Origin of the sequence: Actinomadura sp. NTSP31 (assembly GCF_041951385.1) — a bacterium.
In the GTDB taxonomy this organism is placed as follows: domain Bacteria; phylum Actinomycetota; class Actinomycetes; order Streptosporangiales; family Streptosporangiaceae; genus Spirillospora; species Spirillospora napierensis.
This window is the reverse complement of the sequence record NZ_JBGNUT010000039.1, coordinates 1-16,513: the sequence shown is the minus strand read 5'-3', so window position 1 is coordinate 16,513 and position 16,513 is coordinate 1. Positions and strand designations below refer to the sequence as shown.

20 protein-coding genes are annotated in these 16,513 nt (G+C 72.4%); 8 read left to right on the top strand and 12 right to left on the bottom strand.

The window, feature by feature from the left end; translation table 11 throughout:
• Window positions 1–71 precede the first annotated feature (71 nt).
• Window positions 72–974 (top strand): LysR family transcriptional regulator, encoded by a 903-nt coding sequence (locus tag ACA514_RS42370; RefSeq protein WP_375047123.1) that lies wholly within the window; start codon window positions 72–74, stop codon window positions 972–974.
• Here ACA514_RS42370 and ACA514_RS42365 read toward each other — a convergent pair.
• Window positions 937–1,116: a hypothetical protein gene (locus tag ACA514_RS42365; RefSeq protein ID WP_375047122.1), complete on the bottom strand. Its 180-nt coding sequence runs from the start codon at window positions 1,114–1,116 to the stop codon at window positions 937–939. The genes ACA514_RS42370 and ACA514_RS42365 overlap by 38 nt on opposite strands.
• A 177-nt stretch (window positions 1,117–1,293) precedes the next feature.
• On the opposite strand from ACA514_RS42365, the gene ACA514_RS42360 reads away from it, so the two are divergent.
• Window positions 1,294–2,472, top strand: coding sequence for a saccharopine dehydrogenase family protein (locus tag ACA514_RS42360; protein ID WP_375047121.1), 1,179 nt, complete (start codon window positions 1,294–1,296; stop codon window positions 2,470–2,472).
• Here ACA514_RS42360 and ACA514_RS42355 read toward each other — a convergent pair.
• Together ACA514_RS42355 and ACA514_RS42350 are read right to left on the bottom strand one after the other, a co-directional pair.
• Entirely contained in the window at window positions 2,459–3,640 is a 1,182-nt protein-coding gene (locus tag ACA514_RS42355) for a GAF domain-containing sensor histidine kinase (protein WP_375047120.1), read from the bottom strand. The two genes, ACA514_RS42360 and ACA514_RS42355, sit on opposite strands and share 14 nt — an antisense overlap.
• On the bottom strand, window positions 3,637–4,293 hold the full coding sequence (locus tag ACA514_RS42350; protein WP_375047119.1) for a response regulator: 657 nt from the start codon (window positions 4,291–4,293) through the stop codon (window positions 3,637–3,639). Before ACA514_RS42350 ends, ACA514_RS42355 begins: the two co-directional genes overlap by 4 nt.
• A gap of 182 nt (window positions 4,294–4,475) precedes the next feature.
• On the opposite strand from ACA514_RS42350, the gene ACA514_RS42345 reads away from it, so the two are divergent.
• Entirely contained in the window at window positions 4,476–5,426 is a 951-nt protein-coding gene (locus ACA514_RS42345; protein WP_375047118.1) for a phosphoribulokinase, read from the top strand.
• 291 nt (window positions 5,427–5,717) lie between these two features.
• Here ACA514_RS42345 and ACA514_RS42340 read toward each other — a convergent pair whose 3' ends face one another.
• The 6 genes from ACA514_RS42340 to ACA514_RS42315 form a co-directional block, all read right to left on the bottom strand.
• Window positions 5,718–6,776, bottom strand: coding sequence for a potassium channel family protein (locus ACA514_RS42340; RefSeq protein ID WP_375047117.1), 1,059 nt, complete (start codon window positions 6,774–6,776; stop codon window positions 5,718–5,720).
• Between the two features lie 115 nt (window positions 6,777–6,891).
• Window positions 6,892–7,242 (bottom strand): hypothetical protein, encoded by a 351-nt coding sequence (locus ACA514_RS42335; protein WP_375047116.1) that lies wholly within the window; start codon window positions 7,240–7,242, stop codon window positions 6,892–6,894.
• Window positions 7,243–7,314: 72 nt separating this feature from the next.
• Window positions 7,315–7,773 (bottom strand): peroxiredoxin, encoded by a 459-nt coding sequence (locus ACA514_RS42330; RefSeq protein ID WP_344264027.1) that lies wholly within the window; start codon window positions 7,771–7,773, stop codon window positions 7,315–7,317.
• Window positions 7,774–7,918: 145 nt separating this feature from the next.
• A complete protein-coding gene (locus ACA514_RS42325) occupies window positions 7,919–8,347 on the bottom strand; it encodes a DUF3052 domain-containing protein (protein ID WP_375047115.1) in 429 nt (142 codons plus the stop codon).
• A 220-nt stretch (window positions 8,348–8,567) separates the two neighbouring features.
• Window positions 8,568–8,975: a secondary thiamine-phosphate synthase enzyme YjbQ gene (locus ACA514_RS42320; protein ID WP_375047114.1), complete on the bottom strand. Its 408-nt coding sequence runs from the start codon at window positions 8,973–8,975 to the stop codon at window positions 8,568–8,570.
• Window positions 8,976–9,051: 76 nt separating this feature from the next.
• The gene (locus ACA514_RS42315) at window positions 9,052–9,258 is read right to left on the bottom strand and encodes a DUF1918 domain-containing protein (protein ID WP_375047113.1); all 207 of its coding nucleotides are present in this window, start codon (window positions 9,256–9,258) and stop codon (window positions 9,052–9,054) included.
• Between the two features lie 218 nt (window positions 9,259–9,476).
• Between ACA514_RS42315 and aceE the strand changes: the two genes are divergently transcribed.
• Complete coding sequence (aceE, locus tag ACA514_RS42310; protein WP_375047112.1) at window positions 9,477–12,266, top strand: pyruvate dehydrogenase (acetyl-transferring), homodimeric type; 2,790 nt, start codon at window positions 9,477–9,479, stop codon at window positions 12,264–12,266.
• Between the two features lie 84 nt (window positions 12,267–12,350).
• On the opposite strand, the gene ACA514_RS42305 is transcribed toward aceE, so the two are convergent.
• Window positions 12,351–12,722, bottom strand: coding sequence for a VOC family protein (locus ACA514_RS42305; protein ID WP_375047111.1), 372 nt, complete (start codon window positions 12,720–12,722; stop codon window positions 12,351–12,353).
• Window positions 12,719–13,231 carry an ATP-binding protein gene (locus ACA514_RS42300; protein WP_375047110.1) on the bottom strand — a complete coding sequence of 171 codons (513 nt, stop codon included), beginning with the start codon at window positions 13,229–13,231 and terminating at the stop codon, window positions 12,719–12,721. The genes ACA514_RS42305 and ACA514_RS42300 overlap by 4 nt, the downstream gene beginning before the upstream one ends.
• Window positions 13,232–13,362: 131 nt before the next feature.
• Between ACA514_RS42300 and ACA514_RS42295 the strand changes: the two genes are divergently transcribed.
• From ACA514_RS42295 to ACA514_RS42280, 4 genes are read left to right on the top strand one after another with little or no spacing between them, the layout of a single operon-like run.
• A complete protein-coding gene (locus ACA514_RS42295) occupies window positions 13,363–14,217 on the top strand; it encodes a helix-turn-helix domain-containing protein (RefSeq protein WP_375047109.1) in 855 nt (284 codons plus the stop codon).
• Window positions 14,214–14,411, top strand: a complete 198-nt coding sequence (locus tag ACA514_RS42290) for a DUF397 domain-containing protein (protein ID WP_375047108.1) — start codon at window positions 14,214–14,216, stop codon at window positions 14,409–14,411. Before ACA514_RS42295 ends, ACA514_RS42290 begins: the two co-directional genes overlap by 4 nt.
• Window positions 14,408–14,575, top strand: a complete 168-nt coding sequence (locus ACA514_RS42285; RefSeq protein WP_375047107.1) for a DUF397 domain-containing protein — start codon at window positions 14,408–14,410, stop codon at window positions 14,573–14,575. The genes ACA514_RS42290 and ACA514_RS42285 overlap by 4 nt, the downstream gene beginning before the upstream one ends.
• A gap of 5 nt (window positions 14,576–14,580) precedes the next feature.
• Entirely contained in the window at window positions 14,581–14,769 is a 189-nt protein-coding gene (locus tag ACA514_RS42280) for a DUF397 domain-containing protein (RefSeq protein ID WP_375047106.1), read from the top strand.
• Between the two features lie 163 nt (window positions 14,770–14,932).
• Here the strand turns inward: ACA514_RS42280 and ACA514_RS42275 are convergent, their stop codons facing one another.
• On the bottom strand, window positions 14,933–16,192 hold the full coding sequence (locus ACA514_RS42275; protein ID WP_375047105.1) for a DUF222 domain-containing protein: 1,260 nt from the start codon (window positions 16,190–16,192) through the stop codon (window positions 14,933–14,935).
• Window positions 16,193–16,513: the final 321 nt, after the last annotated feature.

Genomic DNA, 16,513 nt, shown 5'->3' with positions numbered 1-16,513 from the left:
CGGACACTTGCGCTGTCCATCAAGTGTTCTACGGTGACCATCAAGCATTCACTTGAACGAGGAGGCCGGACGTGACGGAGGCGCGGTTGCGGACGTTCGTCGCGCTCGCCGACACCGGGTCCGTGCGGGCGGCGGCGCTGCGCCTGTACGTGACGGAGTCGGCGGTGTCGGCGGCGGTCGCGGCGCTGACCCGCGACCTCGGCGTCCCGCTCGTCCGGCGGGTGGGGCGCGGGATCCGGCTGACCCCGGCCGGGACCGTCTACGCCGGGTACGCGCGGCAGGTCCTCGGCCTGCTGGAGGAGGGGCGGGCGGCGGCGCGCGGCGCGGCCGATCCGGGACGCGGGCCGCTGCGGCTGGCGGCGGTGACGACGGCCGCCGACCAGGTCCTGCCCGACCTGCTCGCCTCGTTCCGGACGCGCTGGCCCGACGTCGAACTGGCCCTGGAGGTCGGTCCGCGGCGGCAGGTGTGGAGCAGCCTCGCCGCCCACGGGGCCGACCTCGTGCTGGCGGGCCGCCCGCCGGCCGACGCGGCCGCGACCGTGCTGGCGACGCGTCCGAACGAGCTGGTCGTGGTCGGCGCACCGGACGTCGCGGACGGCTTCTCGCCCGCCCGCACGCCGTGGGTGATGCGCGAGCCGGGCTCGGGGACGCGGGCGTCCGCGGACGCCTACCTGGCCGAACGGGAGGTGGCGCCGCCCCGGCTGGTGCTCGGCTCGAACGGCGCGGTGATCGCCGGCGCGGCGGCCGGGCTGGGGGTGGCGCTGGTGTCGCGGGACGCGGTCGGCGCCGAACTGGCGGCCGGGCGGCTCGTGGTGATCGACGCACCGGGCATGCCCCTCGACCGGCCGTGGCACGCGGTCGGGGGCGCCGCGCCGACCCCGACGACGCTGCTGTTCGTCCGGCACCTGCTGGACGCGCCGGGCTGGACCGCACCCGTCAGGGCAGGCTCCACAGGGGCACCGACAGCAGGATGAGGCTGACGCCGATGAGCGCGACCGCGACGGAGCGTCCGCCGTCGCCGCCGCCCGGCACGCTCTTGGGGCGCAGCACGCCGGCGGCCGACCAGCACAGGGAGAGTACGGCGCCGGCGTCCATCGCCACCGCGAGCCCGATCACGCCACCATCCCCCCTCGTAGGGGCCTACCTTAGCGGCGTTTCCGCGAGCACGAGCCCGAGCTCGCAGGGGCGCAGTGCGGTCGCTCACATCGGCGGCGAGGCGGCTCCACGACGGGCGCCGGGCACGACAGAATCGTGTTCGGTACAGATTCCGTTCGGTACCGGAGAGGCGCGACCATGACCACCGACCGCCCGTACGACATCGTTCTGTTCGGCGCCACCGGCTTCACGGGCGCCCTCACCGCCGAGTACCTGGCGGAGCACGCCGACCCGGGGACGCGCTGGGCGCTGGCCGGCCGCAACCAGGCCAAGCTCGCCGCCGTCCGCGACCGGGCCGCCGCGATCGACCCGGCGTGCGCCGGGCTTCCGCTGCTGCACGCCGACACCACCGACCCGGGCTCGATCGAGCAGGTGGCGCGGTCGGCCAAGGTCGTCATCACGACGGTCGGGCCGTACGTCCAGTACGGCGAGCCGCTCGTCGCGGCGTGCGCGCGCGCCGGGACCGACTACGTCGACCTCACCGGGGAGCCCACCTTCGTCGACCGGATGTACCTCAAGTACCACGACGAGGCGGTCCGCAGCGGCGCCCGGATCATCCACGCCTGCGGCTTCGACTCGATCCCGCACGACCTCGGCGCGTACTTCACCGTGAAGCAGCTGCCGGAGGGCGTCCCGCTGCACGTCGAAGGGTTCCTGCGCGTGCACGGCGACGCGTCGGGCGGCACGATCGCCTCCGCCGTCGGCATCTTCGCCGACGTCACCGGCATGATGCGGGCCGAACGCGAGCGCCGCCGCGCCGAGGGGCGGCCGGCGAACCGGACGGTCCGGATCTCGCGGCGGCCCGTCCCGAAGGCCCGCATCGGCGACGGCTGGACGCTCCCGCTGCCGACCATCGACCCGCAGATCGTCGCCCGTTCGGCCGCCGCGCTCGACCGGTACGGCCCGGACTTCTCCTACGGCCACTACCTCGCGGTCAAGCGGCTGCCCGTCGCCGCCGGCATGGCCGCCGGCTCCGGCGCGCTGCTCGCCCTCGCGCAGCTCCCGCCCACCCGGTCGCTGCTGCTGCGGCTGCGCGCACCGGGCGACGGGCCGTCCGCCGAGCGGCGCGCCCGCAACTGGTTCAGCGTGAAGTTCGTCGGCGAGGGCGGCGGGAAGCGGGTCGTGACGGAGGTCGCGGGCGGCGACCCCGGCTACGGCGAGACGGCGAAGATGCTCGCGCAGTCGGCGCTGTGCCTCGTCCACGACGACCTGCCGGCGACGTCCGGGCAGGTCACCACGGCCGCCGCGATGGGCGACGCGCTGATCGGGCGGCTGACCGCCGCCGGGATCGCCTTCCGGGTGCTCAGCGCGGGCTGAGGCCCGCGGCACGCCCCCGTCCCGGAACCGGGACGACCGCCTCGACGGTCGTGCCGACCCCGGGGCGGCTGGTCACGGTGACCCGTCCGCCCAGCAGCTCGGCGCGCTCCCGCATGCCGCGCAGGCCGTAGGAGTCGGTGCGCCGGGTCCGCTCCGCGCGCGCGCCCTGCGCGAACACGTCCCGCACCGAGAACCCGGTGCCGTCGTCGGTGACCTTCAGCCGGACCCGGTCGCGGGAGTGCTCCAGCAGCAGGTCCACGCAGGTCGCGGACGCGTGCCGCAGGCTGTTGCCGACCGCCTCCTGAGCGATCCGGTACAGCGCGGTCTGCACGTGGTCGGGCAGCTCCTCCTCCAGCTCCCCCTCCACGGTCACGGTCACGTCGATGACGCCGGACGGCCCCAGGCCGTCCCCGGCCTCGCGGGCGAGCGTCGCCAGCGCCGCCGACAGGCCGAGGTCGTCCAGCACGGGCGGCCGCAGCCCGCCGATCGCCGCCCGCGTCTCCGCCGCCGCCAGCTCGCACAGCTTCCGCGCGATCATGATCTGCGCGAGCCCCTCCGGATGGTGCTCGGGCAGCGCCCGCTCGGCCGCCGACAGGTGGAAGCCCAGGCTGGCCAGCCGCTGCGCGATGCCGTCGTGGATCTCCCGGCTCAGCCGGGACCGCTCGGCCTCCTGCGCCTCCACGGCCCGCTCGGCGAACCGCTCGGCGGCGTGCTCGCGCTCGCGGGCGGCGCGCAGCCGCCGGCACGAGCACAGCACCGGCGCGAACAGCTCCGCCAGCGCGGTGACAAGCGCGACGTCGTCGGCCGGGCAGGGGCCCGCGGACCGCACGTCCACCACGGCGATCGTGGCGTTCCCGCTGCGGACGGGGATCGCGACGCCTCGTCCGTCCGTGTGCGCGCGGAGACGGCCATGCGCGGCGACCCAGCCCACGTCGCCCTCCCCCAGCGGGACGGCCGGGCCCGCCCATTCGAGCCCCCGCTCCTCGTCGTCCAGGACGTACACGTCGCAGAACGTCAGCGCGCGCGCCGACCGGACGACCAGCCCGGCCAGCTCCTCGGCCAGCCGCGGCAGCTCCCGGTCGGAGCAGGCCACCGCCACGATCCGGACGAGCAGGTCGTTGCCGCGCCCGGCGAGCAGCTCCGCCGGCGACAGCGGCGACGCCGTCACCGGAACAGCCCCTCGCGCAGGGCGACCGCGATGGCCGCCGACCGGTCGGCCACCTCCAGCTTGCGGTACAGCGCCCGCAGGTGGCTCTTCACCGTCTCCTCGCTGAGCACCAGGCGGGCCGCGATCGCCCTGTTGGACAGGCCGCCGACCAGCAGCGACAGCACCTCGCTCTCGCGCTGCGTCAGCCCCCGGTTCGCGCCCGGCCAGAACTCGCCGCGGGTCAGCCGCGCGGCCGTCACCGCCATCCGCCCGGCGAGCGTCGGATCGACGACCGTCTCGCCCTGCGCGACCTCCTCCAGGCGCCGCACGAGTTCCGGGCCGTCCACCCGTTTCAGCAGGTAGCCGCCCGCGCCGGCGCGCAGCGCCTCGAAGACGTACTGCTCGTCGTCGTACACCGACAGGAACACCACCCGCGCCTCCGGGACGCGGCCGGTGAGCAGCCGGCACAGGTCCAGGCCGCTCTCGGGGCCGAGCCGCACGTCCAGCAGGACGACGTCGGGACGCAGCGCGGTGACCAGGCGGGTGGCCTCGGCCCCCGTGCCCGCCTGCCCCACGACGCGCACCCGCCCGGCGAATCCGGCCAGCATCGCCTGCAGTCCGGCGAGGATCATCTCGTGGTCGTCCACCAGGACGACGCGTACGGGGGCGCCCATTCCGGCACGATAACAACCCGAAGCTACTCACCAGTAGCCCCGCGCCGGCGGGGCCTCCCGCCATCTTCACCCCCGCTCTCCCCCGGCCGGGGGACGCACCCGCGGCGGGACCGGCCTACGCTCCCTCTCGAAAACCGGATTCCGCAGGACGGAGGAGCCAGGTGCCCCATCGGATCGTGCATATGCTCCGGGCGCGCGGGTCGGGCCGCCGCCCCGTCATGCTCGCCATCGCCGGGGACAGCGCGGCGGGCAAGACCACACTGACCAGGGGGCTTGTGCGGTGTCTCGGGGCCGAGCGGATGACGGCCGTCTGCGTCGACGACTACCACCGCTACGACCGGGCCGAACGCGCCGGAAAACCGTTCACGGCGCTGCACCCCGACTGCAACCACATCGACGTCATGGAGCAGCACCTGCAGCTGCTCTCGATGGGCGAGCCGATCCTCAAACCGGTCTACGACCACGCCACCGGCGAACTCGTCCGGCCGGAACTGGTCGAGCCCCGCGACTTCGTGATCGTCGAGGGCCTGCTCCCCCTGCACACCCGGCTCGCCCGCGCCTGCTTCGACATCACCGTCTACCTCGACCCGCCCGAACCGCTCCGGCACTCCTGGAAGGTCCGCCGCGACTGCGACAAGCGCGGTTACAGCCCCGAGCAGGTCATGGCCGAACTCGCCCGCCGCGAGCCGGAGAGCGCCGCCTACATCCGGCCGCAGCGCAAGTACGCCGACATCGTCGTCCGGTTCGCGCCCGTCGCCGGCCGGCTCGACCCGCCCGGCACCCCCCTCTCGGCCGAGCTGCTCCTGCGCCCCACCATCGACCACCCCGAACTCGCCGACGTCCTGGACGGCACCCCCGGCGACACCGACAAGCTCCTGCACCTGCGCCTGCACCGCGACGACGACGGGCGGCCCGTCGACGCCCTGCACGTGCACGGCTACGTCTCGCCCGAGGAGTCCCAGGTCGTCAAGAAGGCCATCTGGGAACGGCTCGGCCCCCGCGCCGGCGACGGCCTGCCCGCCCCCGACGCCCTCGGCCGCCTCGGCGACACCGACACCAGCGACCCCCTCGCGATCACCCAGCTCCTCCTGCTCTACCACCTGCTGGACGCCGACCACCGCCAAGCCGCCTGAAACACCATGACCCCGCGGCGCGCGGGGAGGCCCCGAGGCCTCGGACCTGTGCCTCGGGCCGCGCGCACGCGGCGGGCCGGGAGAGCGCCCAAGCGGGCGCGAGGGCGCTCTCCCGGCCCTTCCCATTGCTTCGCCCTCGGCGTCAGGCGCTGGAGCGCCTTCCTTCAACGGGCAAAGCGGCGATCGCTGCATCGCTCCGACTCGGCCCTGGGGGCCTCGCTGCGCGATCAAGTTCTCGCAGGCTCGAACTTGGCTTCGCTCGCGATCGCACGCGGCCGCGGCCTTGCGGGGTCAGAGCTCGTTCCAGGGGATCTGGGGGCGGTCGGGGGCGACGACGGCGAGGGACTGGCCGCCGCGGACGAGCTCGTCCGGCTTCGAGGTGAGGCGGAAGCGGGCGTTCGGGCGGTGCGACTCGCCGACCGCGAGCAGGGTGCTGCCGCGGCGGAGCAGGAAGACCGCGACGTCCAGGCGCGGCCACTCGCCGGCGCCGTCGGGGACGTCGACCCGGTACAGCGTGCCGTCGGCGTCGAGGGTGCTGGCGAGGTTGTGGTAGATCGCGGCGACGCCGGGGTTGCGGATCGCGACCGCGACCACGGCCGGGTCGTCGATGTCGACCGGCTCGATGTCCGGGGCGACGAGGGCGAGCGCCTCGGTGATCTCGGCGCGGCGGCCGCCGTCGTGCACGCCCGCCAGCAGGTGGACGGGCGGCTCCCCGTGGCGCCGCAGGTAGGCCGACACGCCCAGCATCACCCGGACGGTCTCGTCGTCGGTGCGGCCGACCACCACGACCGTCGCCGCGGCCTCCATGCAGGCCCGCCCGTAGGCGGTGTCGTCGAAGGCGACGACGTCGTACAGGTCGGGGTCGGGGTTCTCGCCGGTCAGCTCGCCCGGCCAGAAGACCGCGACGACCGGGGTGCGGGCGAACGCGGAGTCGGCGCGCAGCTGGGTGATGATGGCGCGCAGCCCGTCCCGCTCGTACCCGATGACCACGATGTGCCGCTTGACGTGCAACTGCGCCTGGCCGTTGGCCCGCATCGTCCTGCCCTTCGCCATCCACAGCGTCAGTTCGGCGAACAGCACGAGGCCCGCGGTGAGCCCGGCCACGATCACGATCACGCCGCCGATCCGGCCGCCCGTCGAGGACGGGTACAGGTCGCCGTAACCGGTGGAGGTGCCGCTGACGAAGAAGTACCAGATGTAGTTCCACGGCTGCTTGATCTCGGCGCCGGGCTTCTCGCACACCGCGATCAGCAGCCAGCCGACGCCGAACGCCCCGAGCAGCACCAGCGCCGGCGCGCGCCACGACCGCGCCGCGACACGGTGCGCCAGGCGCAGCAGGATGATCGGCATTGGCGCAGCGTGCCAGCAGGCGAAATGCCGCGTCAAGCCCGGAATGCCCCCTGCGGCGGCTACGGTGCGTGACGAGACTGGGGAGGGCTGGCCGGAGGCGGCCACCGGCGCGGGTTCAGCCGGCCGGGCCGCGCCGCAGCACGCGGCTCAGCGCCGCCGCGACCTCCTCGGACAGGCCCCGGTCGGCGCGGGGGCCCGCGCTGGACGGCACCAGGTCCGCGGCGCGCGGGTCGTCGCGGACGGCCTCGCGGGTGTGGCCGCAGTCGCGGCACTCGACCTCGCCGAGCCGGCAGACCAGCGCGGTGGAACCGCAGGCCGCGCAGCGGTCGAGGTCGTCGGCCCAGTCGTGGGCGGACCGGCAGCCGGGGCAGATCAGCACCTGGCGGTCGGCCCGGACTCCGCGTCTCCACGGGCTCGCCCCGCGCACGGGGTCGGTCTGCCGCGCCCCGCAGCGGAAGCAGGGCATCACACCTCCAGCGGTGCGGGGGCCGGATCCGGCCGCGGGCGGCGCCGCGCGGCCGGGACCGGCCCGTTTCGCTCAGAGCCCGGCGAGCGCCTTGCGGTACTCGTCGAGGTCGCGTGCGTCCGGGATGGCGTTGACGACCTTCCAGCGGACCACGCCCTGCGCGTCGATGATGAAGGTGCCGCGGACCGCGAGGCCCTTCTCGTCGTCGAACACGCCGTAGCGCTGCGCCGTCCCGCCGTGCGGCCAGAAGTCCGACAGCAGCGGGAACTGGTACTTCTCCTGCTCGGCCCAGGCGCGCAGCGCGAACACCGAGTCGACCGACACGGCCAGCACCTGCACGTCGTCGCCGCCGAGGGTGGGCAGCTCGTCCCTGATCTGGCACAGCTCGCCCGTGCACACGCCGCTGAACGCCAGCGGATAGAACACCAGGACGACGGTCTTCGCGCCCCGGAAGTCCGACAGCTTCACCGGGGTCCCGTGCTGGTCCTTCAGCTCGAAGTCCGGTGCGCTGTCGCCTACCTCAACCGACAAAGCCTCTCCCGCGGAATCGTCCCCGCCCGGGCGGGGGGTGTTGGGCGCCCCCACGGACGTGGGGACGCGCCCAGTCTGCCACCCGCCGCCGGCGCCGGACGGCCCGGCCGCCCGCCGCTCCCGGCGGGCGCCCCGGACCGCGCCGCTACTTGCGGACCTTGGGCGCGACCAGCCGCGTTCCGGACCACTCCTTCGCGGCGCTGACGCTGCTCGTCTGCGACAGCCCGGCCGTCTGCGCGGCCTCACCGATGTCGCTGGGCTCGACGTGCCCCTCCCGGCCCGCCTTCGGCGTCAGCAGCCAGATGTTGCCGCCGCCGGTGAGCGGGATCATCGCGTCGGTCAGGCCCTCGAACAGGTCGCCGTCCTCCTCGCGCCACCAGAGCAGCACGATGTCGACCACGTCCTCGTAGTCCTCGTCGACCAGCTCGGTCCCCGTGACGGCCTCGACGGAGCGGCGAAGCTCCTCGTCGACGTCGTCGTCGTAGCCGATCTCCTGCACCACCTGGCCCGGCTTGACGCCGAGCCGTTCGGCCAGGCTGCGCTCAGACTGCGCCTGACCCGCGGTCGCGCTCACGAAAGTCCTCCCATTGTCGTCAGTCCGCACGGTGTCCCGCGCATTTCTCGTCTCCGGGCCCCCGTGCCGGGCGGCCCGCCCGCACCCGTGCGGTGTTTGCGGGACAGTCCACACAAGTGAGGGCCCCTAGCGCAAGTGTCTTCCCGGCTTTTGGTGGGCTCATTGGCCCGATCACGGCGGCCGACGTCACAGGACCTCCACAGAGGGTGACAACACGCCGTCATCCTTTGAGGAAGGACAGGCGGACCTGCCGTTCCGGGTTGTCGACGTTGAGGTCGACCAGGGCGACCGACTGCCAGGTTCCGAGGGCGAGCCGGCCGTCCACCACCGGTAGCGTCGCATACGGCGGGACGAGCGCCGGCATCACGTGCGAGCGGCCGTGCCCGCGCGACCCGTGCCGGTGCCGCCAGCGGTCGTCGGCCGGCAGCAGGTCGCCGAGCGCGGCGAGCAGGTCGTCGTCGCTGCCCGCGCCGAGCTCGATGATCGCGATGCCCGCGGTGGCGTGCGGGACGAACACGTGCAGCAGGCCGTCCCCGCCCGCCGCCGCGGCGAACCGCTCGCACTCGGCCGTGATGTCGTGCACGGCCTCCCGCGTCCCGGTGGTCACCCGGACCACGGTGCTCTCCATGATCGCAGGTCTACCCGATCCGCGGCGCCGGACGCATCCCGGCGCGCGCGGATCCGGGCGCGGCGCACGCCGTCCCCTAGCGGACGGGGTGCCCCGCGGCCTCGCGGGACTCGACGACCGCGTCCGGCCCCGGGTAGACGAGCATCTCGTGGCCGTCCTCGTACCGGACCAGGTACGGCGGGCCGCCGCTGTCGCCGCGGATCTCCCTGATCTCGCCCACCCGGTCGTGCTGCCCGACGACGGTGCCGTGGACGTGCAGCCGGTCTCCGATTCGCGCGTACATGGCTCCCCTCCGTTCGCGTCGAAAAAGGGCTCCTCGGAAGGTGCGTACCCAGCCTGACCGGGGAGAATGGTTACCGGTTGGTAGAGATGCGTTAGCCGTCGCGAACGACGACGATGGATCACGAAACCAGGCGGTGCGACACCTCCGCCGGGGACCGCGGGACGCCGAACGGAGTCCGGGTCCCCACCAGCAAAGACGGCAAGCACAGAGGGGATCCCGTGGCTTCCGGACGTCAACGCTTTTCGATCATCAGCGACGGCCTGCCGAGCCAGCTGCCGGACATCAACCCGGACGAGACCCGGGAGTGGCTGGAATCGCTGGACACGGTCATCAAGACCGAGGGCCGCGGCAGGGCGCGGTACGTGATGCTCCGCCTCCTGGAGAGGGCCCGGGAGCTGCAGGTCGGCGTGCCCGGGCTGCGGAGCACGGACTTCATCAACACGATCCCGCCGGAGTCGGAGCCGTGGTTCCCCGGCGACGAGCACGTCGAGCGGCGCATCCGGGCCTACATCCGCTGGAACGCGGCGATCATGGTGTCGCGGGCCAACCGCCCCGAGCTCGGCGTCGGCGGCCACATCGCCACCTACGCCTCCGCCGCGTCCCTCTACGAGGTCGGCTTCAACCACTTCTTCCGCGGCAAGGACCACGGCGAGTCCGGCGACCAGGTGTTCATCCAGGGCCACGCCGCCCCCGGCATCTACGCGCGCGCGTTCCTGGAAGGGCGCCTGCCCGAGGAGAAGCTCGACGGGTTCCGGCAGGAGCAGTCGCACCCCGGCGGCGGCCTGTCGTCCTACCCGCACCCCCGGCTGATGCCCGACTTCTGGGAGTTCCCCACCGTCTCGATGGGCCTCACCGCGATCAACTCGGTGTACCAGGCCCGATTCAACCGCTACCTGTACAACCGCAAGATCAAGGACACCTCCCGCTCGCACGTGTGGGCGTTCCTCGGCGACGGCGAGATGGGCGAGCCGGAGTCGCTCGGCGCGATCGGCCTCGCCGCCCGCGAGGAGCTGGACAACCTCACCTTCGTCGTCAACTGCAACCTGCAGCAGCTGGACGGCCCGGTGCGCGGCAACGGCAAGATCATCCAGGAGCTGGAGTCGTTCTTCCGCGGCGCCGGCTGGAACGTCATCAAGGTCATCTGGGGCCGCGACTGGGACCCGCTGCTCGCCCAGGACGTCGACGGCGTGCTGGTCAATCAGATGAACACCACCCCCGACGGGCAGTTCCAGACCTTCTCCGTGGAGACCGGCGACTACATCCGGGAGAAGTTCTTCGGCGCCGACCCGCGGCTGCGCAAGATCGTCCAGCACCTGTCGGACGACGACCTGCGCAAGCTGTCCCGCGGCGGGCACGACTACCGCAAGGTGTACGCGGCGTTCAAGTCGGCCCGCGAGCACGTCGGGCAGCCGACGGTGATCCTCGCGCACACCATCAAGGGCTGGACGCTCGGGTCGGACTTCGAGGCCCGCAACGCCACCCACCAGATGAAGAAGCTCACCAAGGCCGAGCTGAAGGAGTTCCGCGACCGCCTGTACCTGGACATCCCGGACTCGGCGCTCGAGGCGTCGCTGCCGCCCTACTACCACCCGGGCGAGGACTCCGACGAGATCCAGTACATGCGCGAGCGCCGCGCCGCCCTCGGCGGGTTCCTGCCGAAGCGGGCCGTGCGCGCCAAGGCGCTCAAACTGCCCGGCGACCCCGTCTACAGCGAGCTGAAGAAGGGCTCCGGCAAGCAGAACGTCGCCACGACCATGGCGTTCGTCCGGCTGCTCAAGGACCTGATCAAGGACGAGAACCTCGGCGCCCGGTTCGTCCCGATCGCCCCGGACGAGTACCGGACGTTCGGCATGGACTCGCTGTTCCCCACGTCCAAGATCTACTCGCCGCACGGGCAGACCTACGACGCGGTGGACCGCAAGCTGCTGCTGTCGTACAAGGAGTCCGAAAGCGGCCAGATGCTGCACGAGGGCATCAGCGAGGCCGGGTCGATGGCCTCCGCGATCGCCGCCGGCACCGCGTACGCCACGCACGGCGAGCACATGATCCCCGTCTACATCTTCTACTCGATGTTCGGGTTCCAGCGGACCGGCGACCAGATGTGGGCGCTCGGCGACCAGATGGGCCGCGGGTTCCTGCTCGGCGCCACGGCCGGCCGCACCACGCTCACCGGTGAGGGCCTGCAGCACGCCGACGGGCACTCCCCGCTGCTCGCCGCCGCGAACCCCGCCTGCGTCCACTACGACCCGACGTGGGCGTTCGAGCTGGCGCACATCACCCAGGACGCGCTGCGCCGCATGTACGGCTCGTCCGAGGAGCACCCGCAGGGCGAGAACGTCTTCTACTACCTGACCGTCTACAACGAGCCCTACCAGCAGCCCGTCGAGCCCGAGGGCCTCGACGTCGACGGCCTGCTCAAGGGCCTGTACCGGTTCCGGGAGGCGCCGGAGGTGTCCACGGGCAACGGGCAGCCGCCGCGGGCGCAGATCCTCGCGTCCGGCGTCGGCGGCCGGTGGGCGCTGGAGGCGCAGCGGCTGCTCGCCGAGGACTGGGGCGTCGCCGCGGACGTCTGGTCGGCCACGTCGTGGAACGAGCTGGCCCGCGAGGCCCGCGAGTGCGACGAGCAGAACCTGCTCAACCCCGACAGCGAGCAGCGCGTCCCGTACGTCACCCGGACGCTCGACAACGTCGCCGGGCCGATCGTCGCGGTATCGGACTACATGCGCGCCGTCCCCGACCAGATCGCGCCGTGGGTGCGCGGCGACTTCACCTCGCTCGGCACCGACGGCTTCGGGTTCTCCGACACCCGCGCCGCCGCCCGCCGGTTCTTCCACGTGGACGCCGCGTCCATCGTCCTCGCCGTGCTGACCCGGCTCGCCCGGCACGGCGAGATCAAGCCGGAGGCGCTGCCCGAGGCGATCCGCCGCTACCAGCTGGACGCCCAGGTCAGCGACGTGTTCGCCGGCGGCGTCGGCAGCGCCGAGAGCAACACCGGCGGCGAGAGCTGAGCCGGTGATCGCGGAGGTGTAGGCCGCGATCACCGTGGAAGGGCCCCGGGCGCCCGCGCCCGGGGCCCTTCGTCGTGTCCGCGGTCAGGACGCCGGCGGCCTGAAGACGCCGAAGCGGTTGCCGGACGGGTCCTCCAGGTAGGCGAACGTGAGGCCGTCCGGCGTGGTCAGGGCCGGCATCGCGACCTTGCCGCCGCACTGCACGGTCCGATCGCAGGCGGCGTCGACGTCCTCGACCAGCACCAGGAACATCGCGTGGTTGCGGGACGCGTCCGGCTCGTGCGAGACGCCCCCGCTCGGCGCCTCGGCGCCCGGGTAGCTGATCAGGTCGTAGCCGCCGTCGGGGTCCCCCGCGAACGTCCAGCCGAACATGTCGCCGTAGAAGCGCCGGGCCTCCTCCGGGGCGTCGGTGCCGACCTGGAACCAGGTGACGGTGTTGAACGCGGGAACGGTCATCGGTCTTCTCCTTCGAACGCTGTGGGCACCAGCGTCGAGGAGCCCCGCGACAACCCCCTGTCGGTGTTTCCGAACAGAATCCGGCCGACCGACGGAAACTCCGCCCACACGACGGTGCCGGGCCCGTCCGGCCGGAACCCCCAACCGCGCGTCAGGGCGTCCACGATCCGCAGCCCGCGCCCGCTCTCGGCACCGGTCTCCGCCTTGAGCCGCGGACGCCCGCCGCCCGCACCGTCGTCGGCCACCTCCAGACGCAGGCAACCGCTCCCGGCCAGCAGGCTCACCGTCACCCGTCCGCCGTCGCCCGAAGCCGTGTGGGTGACGGCGTTGCAGACGAGCTCGCTCACGACCGTCACCAGGTCGTCCAGCCCCGGATGGTCCGGGGGCACCATGTCCCGCAGGAACCGCCGCGCGTGCCCGACGGACCGCCGGACGCCCGGAAGCGTGAGCGCGCCCACCACGACCAGCCCGCCGGGGCCCGCCCCTCTGTTCTCGGGCGCTCCCATCATGCGCCTCCCCTCGATTCGGAAACGCCCGCCACACTCGCCGCCCGACGGCCTCCCGGTACCGGCTCTGAACGTTTCCGGACTGAACGTTCAACCGGTCACCACCTCGACACACTCGGTGACATTCTTGAAGGATGCCCTCCGGTACCGCCCCCACCGTCCGCCAGCGCCGGATCGGCTCGGCGCTCCGCAAAGCCCGCGACCGCCACCACCTGACCGTCGCCACCGTCGCCCGCCGCTTCGGCCGCTCCCAGGGCTGGATGAGCATGGTCGAGAACGGCCTCCAGGCCATCTCCCCCGACGAACTCAGCGACCTCCTCGACCTCTACGGCATCGAGAACGGCCCGCTCCGCCAGTCCCTCCTCCACCTCGCCACCCACCAACCGGGCACGTGGGTACGAGAACGGGAGGGCCGTATCTCGGCCGCTGCCCTAGATCTGGCCAGCCTGGAAGAAGACGCAGCCGAAATCCGCAACTTCGAGCCCAGCATCGTGCCAGGGCTCCTCCAGACTCCCGACTATGCCCGGAAGATCATCGCAATCGGCCGGGCCAAACACCCGCGCGATGTCAAGACGCTCGTCGACTTCCGACTGTCACGCCAGCGGGTGCTGAGCCGTCCTGCCCCGCCCCGCTACGTGGCGATCATCGCGGAGGCCGTTCTTCACAACCAGGTCGGGGCTGATCCGACAATCCTGCTTGCGCAGGTCCGGCAACTGGCCGGAACCGCCCGGCTCGATCACGTGGAAATCCGCATCCTGCCCAACACGGCCAGCGAGTACCTCGCGCTCATCACCCCGTATCTTCTCCTCTCCCTGCGCCCACCCGGACGAGTCACCGTGTCCGTATGTGATCTGCTCGGTGAGAGCATCTTCGTGGAGGACGAGGACAAGGTCGCCACACACGAGGACATTTTCGAGCAGTTGCTCGAAGCGGCACTCAGCAGAACCGCTTCGATAGAACTCATTGACGAGGTAGCGTCGCAAGCATGAACACCCCCCAGCTGCCCAGGGTCCATTGGCGCAAGAGCACCCACAGCGGCGCCGACGAAGGCAACTGCATCGAGGTCGCCGACCTGGAGGGGCACATCGGCGTCCGGGACAGCAAGAACCCCGCCGCCGGACACCTCACCCTCACCCGGCGAAACTTCGCCGCACTCCTCACCCGCCTGGCGTCACAACCATGACCCACTGGCGCAAGAGCACGCACAGCGGCGGCAACGAAGGCGAGTGCGTCGAGGTCGCCGACCTGGACGGGCACATCGGCGTCCGCGACAGCAAGAACCCCGCCGCCGGACACCTCACCCTCACCCGGCGGGACTTCACCGCCCTCCTCACCCGCCTGGCATAAAAGCCGTGACCAGCGGACGCCATTGGCGCAAGAGCAGCTACAGCGGCGGCGACGAAGGCAACTGCGTCGAGGTTGCCGACCTGAATGGCCGCATCGGCGTGCGCGACAGCAAGGACACCGCCGCCGGGCACCTCACCGTCACCCGGCGGGACTTCGCCGCGCTCCTCGCGCGCCTGGCGTCGCGGACGGAATAGGTTCGCAACGGCAAGCGGCTCTGGCGTGACGCCGGGTGTTCGCGACGGCACGCGGGCAGGTGTCGGCGTCGGGTCGCGCAGTGGCGGTTGTGTGCATCCGGGTGGCGAGCACGCCGATGTATCCGTCCTCCAGCATTAGCGGTGACGGGCGACGGGTGGGTGGTCAGGCGGCCCAGCCGGTCGGCGGCGGGCCGCTCGGCCGGGGTGGGTCGCTGGTTCGCGGCGGTGTGGTGGTGGGTGGCAGGAGCCGGTACACCCAGTGCCCGTCCGGATCCTTGCCGATGGCGATCTGGTGGGGCTTGGCGTGCTTGAAGCGGTTATGCCAGCCGCAAGTCAGGGCGAGCTGGTCGATGTCGGTCGGCGAGTTCCCGAGGGCCCAGCCGTGGACGTGGTCGACCTCGCACAGCGTCCCGGGGATCTCGCATTCCCGCACCGCACACGACGGATACAGCGCCTCCAGTACTTGGCGCTGCGCCGCGCTGGCGAATCGCTGCCGGTGCCCCAGATACAGCGGGGTGTTGCCGCGTCCCAGTAGCAGGGGCGACACCCCGGCCGCCAGCGCGATGCGGCGGGCCTGCGCCGCCGGGATCGGCGTGCCGTCGGTCAACCGTGCCGGTGTGTCGCCGCCGGTCAACGTGTCCAGGTCGCAGAGGACGGTGACCTTCGTGGTCTGGTGCCCGCCCGACAGCATGCTGGACAGCGCCGCCGCCGTCCGCTCCGCCACATCGCGGTGGTCCTCAGGCCCGGCCGGCTTGGCCAGCGGGCCGAGAGTGCCGTCCCAGATGGCGGCGTCCTCGGCGTTCAGCCATCCCTTGATGTAGCGACCGCCGTCCAGTGACCGCGTCGACGTGATCCAGGACCGCTCGTATCCCCGCCTGACGTCGCCGGGCGCTTGCCCGGTGCCGTCGCGGTCGGCGATGACGTCCCGGATCCGCTGCCCGAACGCGGCCACCTTGCCAGGAGAGAACCCGTCGTCGGCCATCTGCAGCAGCGTGGCCTCTACGGTGGCGCAGTCGGTGTCGTCCAGGCGGGCGACCGAGTCGGCCACGGTGGTGGCGTAGCCGTAGGACAGGTCTCCGGCCGCCAGCCGCTCGGCCACTTGCGGGAGGCGGTGCCGTTGGCGGGCGAGGGTGAGGCGCTCCTTGGCGCGGTTCTCGCGCAGCCCGAGGCGTGAGCGCAGCCAGGCCCGCGCGGAGGGATATCCCCACCGGCGATGCTCACCTGCGGCGTCCACCCGGCCGATGAATCCGGCCAACGCGCTTTCCTGCATATCGACGGCGGCCGCTAGCGTCTCCGTCAGTTCCAGGCAGGCCGCCGCCGAGTCGGGAACCTCGCGGGCGGCAAGTTCAGTGGCAATGACGGAGAGCGCGTTCACCAACTCACGGGTGGACGCGGCCTCAAGCTCGACCGTCACTGATTGCATAGGTAAAGAATACCCTGAGCGTCCGACAATTGGAGTCACTGGAGCTGGATTCTTCAAGGTATTTCACAGCCCGAATGCCACCGAGTATCTGACTGCGCAAGCGAACGCCCACTCGCAGGGATCTTTCTGCGGTTACGCGATTCGACGGTTCGGCGATTCAACCAGGCCGCCGATGCTTCCTTACGGAAGGGGGTGGTGGGGTGGCGCGACCAGGCGGGGCAGGCGGAGCCTGCCCCTTAAGCGCTGCCTCAGGGGCCGCAGAGGCTCCAAAGTCAAGGGTGGACGAAGTCCATCGCGAAGCGACGCCGAAGGCGCCCTTGA